Source organism: Synechococcus sp. R3-13 (genome assembly GCF_047462195.1).
Lineage (GTDB): Bacteria > Cyanobacteriota > Cyanobacteriia > Thermostichales > Thermostichaceae > Thermostichus.
The window spans coordinates 1-5311 of record NZ_JANSIO010000369.1 but is presented as its reverse complement, the minus strand read 5'-3'; the positions used below and the strand labels follow the sequence as shown (position 1 = coordinate 5311).

General features: G+C 61.3%; 6 protein-coding genes. 2 read left to right on the top strand and 4 right to left on the bottom strand.

The annotated features are described in order from the left end of the window. Together NW856_RS11125 and NW856_RS11120 are read right to left on the bottom strand one after the other, a co-directional pair. Positions 1–879, bottom strand: an 879-nt coding sequence (locus NW856_RS11125; RefSeq protein WP_414400297.1) for a homoserine dehydrogenase, incomplete at its 3' end; no start/stop codon positions are given. Positions 880–1083: 204 nt separating this feature from the next. Continuing rightward, positions 1084–1914: a GvpL/GvpF family gas vesicle protein gene (locus tag NW856_RS11120; protein WP_414400296.1), complete on the bottom strand. Its 831-nt coding sequence runs from the start codon at positions 1912–1914 to the stop codon at positions 1084–1086. Between the two features lie 248 nt (positions 1915–2162). Between NW856_RS11120 and NW856_RS11115 the strand changes: the two genes are divergently transcribed. After that, the gene (locus NW856_RS11115; protein WP_414400295.1) at positions 2163–2810 is read left to right on the top strand and encodes a DUF3318 domain-containing protein; all 648 of its coding nucleotides are present in this window, start codon (positions 2163–2165) and stop codon (positions 2808–2810) included. Here the strand turns inward: NW856_RS11115 and surE are convergent. After that, positions 2733–3539 carry a 5'/3'-nucleotidase SurE gene (surE, locus tag NW856_RS11110; protein ID WP_414400293.1) on the bottom strand — a complete coding sequence of 269 codons (807 nt, stop codon included), beginning with the start codon at positions 3537–3539 and terminating at the stop codon, positions 2733–2735. The two genes, NW856_RS11115 and surE, sit on opposite strands and share 78 nt — an antisense overlap. Before the next feature lie 187 nt (positions 3540–3726). On the opposite strand from surE, the gene gap reads away from it, so the two are divergent. After that, complete coding sequence (gap, locus tag NW856_RS11105; protein WP_414400291.1) at positions 3727–4743, top strand: type I glyceraldehyde-3-phosphate dehydrogenase; 1017 nt, start codon at positions 3727–3729, stop codon at positions 4741–4743. A gap of 132 nt (positions 4744–4875) precedes the next feature. Here the strand turns inward: gap and NW856_RS11100 are convergent. Next, positions 4876–5311: MFS transporter (locus NW856_RS11100; RefSeq protein WP_414400290.1), on the bottom strand; the 436-nt coding region annotated here is incomplete at its 5' end.

Here is a 5311-nt window from a genome sequence, read left to right as displayed (position 1 = left end):
CCCCTGCACCAGGACGGCATTGTCCACACCGTTGATGTTGGCCAAGGGGTGGGTAGAGGGCAGAAGGGTGGGGTGAACCCGGATATCCAAAGCCATCTTCGCTGCCTCCCCGCCAGAGTTGGCCCTTTGGGCGATGGCCAAGAGCTTGAAGGTGTAGCCCCACTCGCGGGCATAGCGAATGTCGGTGGGGCTGATGCCGCGGATCCCTTCGCAGGGGATGGCTTCCCGCTCCACAGACACCCCGAAAGCAAGGCTGGCCAAAATGGCGATCTTGTCGGCGGCATCCCACCCTTCCACATCGGCGCTGGGATCCGCTTCGGCGTAGCCGTGGGCCTGGGCCAGGGCCAGGGCTTCCTCAAATGAGCTGGCCGCCTGGGTCATCTGGCTGAGGATGAAGTTGGTGGTGCCGTTCACAATGCCCCAGACCGCCTGGATGTGGCTGGCCTGCAGGGACTGTTGCAAGGGCTGCAGAATCGGAATCCCGCCCCCGACTGCCGCTTCCAAGAGCACCGAGACTTTGGCTTGGGCTGCCGCCTGAAAGATCTCCTCCCCGTGGCGGGCGATCACCGCTTTGTTGGCCGTGATCACCGGTTTGCCGTGGTCAAGGGCTTTTAAGATCAAGGTGCGGGCCGGCTCCAAGCCCCCCATCAGCTCGATGACCACGTCGATTTCCGGATCCGACACGATTTGCTCCAGATTGGTGGTCAGGCGCTCAGGCGGGATCCGCACTTGCCGTGGCTTGTCCAAAGAGCGCACCCCCACCGCCGCAATCTCAACCGACTGCAAGAGAGGATGCCGGGGTTGCTGCAGAATTTGCACAACACCCGTGCCAACCGTGCCCAGCCCCAATAGCCCAACTCGTTCGCGGTAGCGGCGCATAGCGCTTTAGACCACAACTCTTCCTTTTGCCTGCTGTTCCCGTTAGCGGGACGGAGTCCTTTGCCCTGTGAGGGCTCCGCCTCGCCAATGCAAACAGGAAGCGGACGGGATCCCCTCACCATTATCACGCTTGGATCCACGCTCTGCTAACGCGACCATGATCCGCATGCAGAGCACTTTGTTCGCGCTAGCGGGACGGCGTCCTTAGTTGGGATCTATACACTTGTCCGCCAGAGAATCCCGCAAGGCACGGACAAAGTGATAAGGGGGCAAAGGGGCGCTCCAATCCAGTTGCCAATGGGGGTGCTGAGCCAGCCAGGTTTGGGTGAGCTGAAGGGCGGCTTCCCACTCGGCAGGGGTGAGCAAAAAGTAGAGCCGCAAGGCTTCTCCTGGCTGGGGATCCCCCCTTTGCACAGGCCAGGTGGAAGGCCAAAGCTGCTGTAGGGCTTGCTGCTCCTGCTCTTGCTGCTCTTGGGCCTGTCGTTGCTGGAGATAGGCTTGCTTGCGGGCCAACAGATAGGCCGTCCCGCTTAGGGAGGGCTGTGGCTCCGGTTGGGGCTGAGGTCGAACCCTTCCTTTGAGACAGTACTCGGCCCGCCCCCCAATGGCTGCGAGGGCTTGTTCGTACTCCGTCTGCCGGGACAGCAGATGGGATCCCAGCTTTTCTGCTGAGAGGAAGCAGGTGCCGAAGCGCAGGGGCAGCACCGGCATCTGGGCGAACAGTCGGCAGATCACCTGGTCGTGGCGCAGGGCAGAGCGCACCAACACCTCATCCGAGACTTGCAGCGACTCTGGATCCTGCATCGGCTCCACAGCAGCGGCAATTCGGCTGCCTGTCGGGGAGAACACCTGCACCGACCGATGGATCCCCTCGGTTTGCCGGATGAAGGGCAAAAGCTCTGGCGCTGGCTGCAGGAAGAAGGCGTACGTGTAAAGGGGGCTAAAGGATTCCGTCCCGCTACCGCGAACGGCACTCTGCTCATTCCCGTCAGCAGTACGGAGCACTTGGGGTTCTGGCTGAGCTGGGAAGGTCATGGTCTCGGATTTAAGACGAGTAGGTAAGACGGGTAGGCTCGCCTTCCCAGTCTACGCAACCTAGGATTGGGATCTTTGAAACCTACAGGGTTCCACCTATAGAGTTCCACGGCCAGAGTTCCACGGCCAGCCTGGAGATGCGATAGACTAACCTCGCATTGGTTCTACACAGGCTGGGGTGTCTGGGGCCGGAACAGGGCCTGTTTTTAGGCGGGCTCCCCACCCCAACCCCCCCAACAGGTGAGGCCATGAACAGCCGCCCAGATTTCCAACCCTTTGAAAAAGAAGAAACCGAACGGTTGCGGGATCTGCTCCCCGCTTCTTTCCGACCCTTGATCACCATTGTTCCCCACTTCGGGGGTGAAGCCCTGCTCATCTCCCGCCGCAAAGCCCCTTGGCAGCCCCAGGGCACAATTGCCATCGATTTTCGCCGTTGGCAAGGGATCCCTCAGCCACAGCGGGATCTGTTGTTTCTGCGGGAGGTGGGCTGGCTGGGCAACCGCAATTGGTTGCAGCCGGGGTTTTACCAATCGCTGGCCTTGATGGGGGGCATCACCACCGTGGCGGAGCTCTCTTTGCAGCACCCCTTTTCCGCTCTGTTGGCAGGTGGCATTACGGCTCTCTCCGTCCGGCAGATCTGGCAAAACCTGAACCGGGAGAGCGCCCATTTCGACGCCGATGAATTTGCCCTGCGCCGTGCTCAGTTTCGCGGCTACACCCGACAGGAGGCCGCTCAACACCTGGCAGATGCCATAGAACAGGTTCTGAAGCTGGATCCCACCGTTCGCGACAGCGGCGAAGCATCTATCCTGACGGCGCTACGGCTGCAACGGCTGAGAACCATTGCCCGCAACCTGGCTTCTACCCCCCCCAGCGGAAACGCCTGGTCGCGTTAGCGGGACGGAGTCCTTGGCCAGTTGCACTTGGGTGATGGCCACCCGACCGGAGAAGCAGATGTCGGTATCGGTTTGGGGATCCCGAGCGCGCTCCGCATAGCGGCCCTGATAGCGAAACCACAGCGACTCTGCCCCATTTCCCTCGGCTTCCACCGCATAATCGAGCGGCAGGGGTTGGGTGCAGAGGGGACAATAGACCCGCTCCGGCAGAGGGGATCCGGCGGGCAAGTGGGGCAGGTTCACATTCCAAAACGCCCCCCTGGGCAGGGGTTGTTCCATCAGCTCCGCCAAGATTTCCCGCGTCCACCGCTGGGCTTGCTCCCAGTCGATGGGTTGGCCCCCTGCTCGGTATTGGGAAATGGCAATTCCCGGGATCCCGCGCATCGCTGCTTCCCGTACCGCCGCCACCGTTCCCGACAGATACACATCCGATCCAAGATTTCCCCCCTCGTTGATACCGGAAAGCACCCAATCCACCGCTGGGGCCAGCTTGAATAGGGCCCCCCGCACACAGTCGGCAGGGGATCCCTCGACGGCAAAGGTGCGCTCGCCGCGGGCCAAGGCTCGAAAAGGTCGCCCCGTCGTCACCTGGTGGCTGCAGCCGGAAATCGGTTGGTGGGGGGCCACAATCCAACAGTGTTCTTCCGGGATGAGGGCGCTGAGGGCCAACTTGAGGTTGGCCAGCCCGGCAGCCTCGATGCCGTCATCGTTGGTCAGCAATACCTTCATTCCTACTTTTCCCTTCTGCCGGCAACTTCTTGGGTGAGTCCTTTTGCAAGTCCCAGTGGCAAATCTGGAGATCTTGGGTGCAAAAGCGATGGAGATCCCGTTCTTCTTCTACCCTATCCCTAGGGGGGCAGCGTCTCCCATGCCGCGTCCCTCGACCCACGGTATGAACTGACACTGGAGGATTGCGATGACCACACGGGTAGCCATCAACGGATTTGGTCGCATTGGGCGGGCCTTCTTGCGGGTGCTGCTGTCTCAGCCAGCTCGGGAGCTGGAGGTGGTGGCAGTCAATGACCTGACCGAACCCGACAACTTGGCCTATCTGCTCCAGTTCGACTCGGCCTATGGGCGCCTTCCCCAAACCGTGAGCGCGGTGGACGGGCATCTGCAAATCGGCAACCACCTGAAAGTCCGAGTTTTGGCAGAGCGGGATCCGGCACAACTGCCCTGGAAAGATCTGGGGGTTGACCTGGTGGTGGAATCAACCGGCTTGTTCACCAAACGAGAGGGGGCGGCCAAACACCTGGAAGCCGGGGCCAAAAAGGTGATCATCTCTGCTCCCGCCAAAGGCCCCGACTTGACGGTGGTGATGGGGGTCAACGACGACCAATACGACCCGGAGCGGCATCACATCGTCTCCAATGCTTCCTGCACCACCAATTGCTTGGCGCCGCTGGCTAAGGTCTTGTTGGATCGCTTCGGCATCGAGACCGGCTTTCTCACCACTTGCCATGCCTATACCGCCACCCAGGCGATTGTGGATCGCCCGGATCCCAAAGATTATCGGCGGGGCCGCTCAGCAGCAGTGTCGATCGTGCCTTCCACCACCGGGGCCGCCACGGCAGTGGCCGAGGTTTTGCCCGCCCTGAGAGGGAAGATGGATGGCCTGGCGCTGCGGGTGCCCACCTTGACCGGCTCTATTGTGGACTTTGTGGTGCGTACCGAGCAGCCCATCACCAGAGAAGCCGTCAACCAAGCCTTTGTCGAGGCTGCAGAAGGCCCGCTGCGCGGCATCCTGGCCATTGCTCCACCGGAGATCGTCTCGGCGGATATCGTCGGGGATCCCCACTCTTCCATTGTGGATTTGGGATCCACCCTGACCTTAGGGGATCGCACGGTGAAGGTGCTCTCCTGGTATGACAACGAGTACGGCTATGCCGCGCGGCTGGTGGATCTGGCGGCCAAAATCGGGGCTGCGCTGTAGGCAACCATCCCCGTTGCGTTCAAGGCAAGGCTACCGTCAGCAGCGAAGAAAGCAGGGCAGAGATAACGGGCTGCTCATTCGCCACCATGGGGTGGAAAGGCCAACGGTAGACACAGACGGCTGGAGGGGCAGCTACGGTTCAGAGGCTTCCCCTTTTGCAGCCGTGGCCAGGGCTGCAGTCGATGAAGGGGGGCCAAGCCACAGCAGGATCACCATTGCCGGAGCGGCTGTCATCGCCGTGATCAGATAAAACAAAGGCCAATTGACCGCAGCCGCCAAATAGCCCGACATGGCCCCGGCCAAGGTTCCCCCCACGGCAAATACACTGGTGAGCAAAGCATACTGAGTGGCACTAAATTGCCGGTCGCAGAGGCTCATCAAAAAAGCCAGAAAAGCAGCCGTGCCCATGCCCCCGGCCATGTTGTCGAAAATGGTTGCCCCCACCAGCAGCGGATAGTTTTGCCCCACCAACCCAATCGCTCCCAGGCCCAAATTGCCGATCCCTTGCAAGGCTGCGAAAATGAACAGACAGCGGTAGGTGCCGATGCGGCTGACCCACTCCCCCCCC

Bases quoted from the DNA above. Each gene is read 5' to 3' on its own strand.
- NW856_RS11120 (WP_414400296.1), bottom strand. From the start codon at position 1,914: ATGACCTTCCCAGCTCAGCCAGAACCCCAAGTGCTCCGTACTGCTGAC.
- NW856_RS11115 (WP_414400295.1), top strand. From the start codon at position 2,163: ATGAACAGCCGCCCAGATTTCCAACCCTTTGAAAAAGAAGAAACCGAA.
- surE (WP_414400293.1), bottom strand. From the start codon at position 3,539: ATGAAGGTATTGCTGACCAACGATGACGGCATCGAGGCTGCCGGGCTG.
- gap (WP_414400291.1), top strand. From the start codon at position 3,727: ATGACCACACGGGTAGCCATCAACGGATTTGGTCGCATTGGGCGGGCC.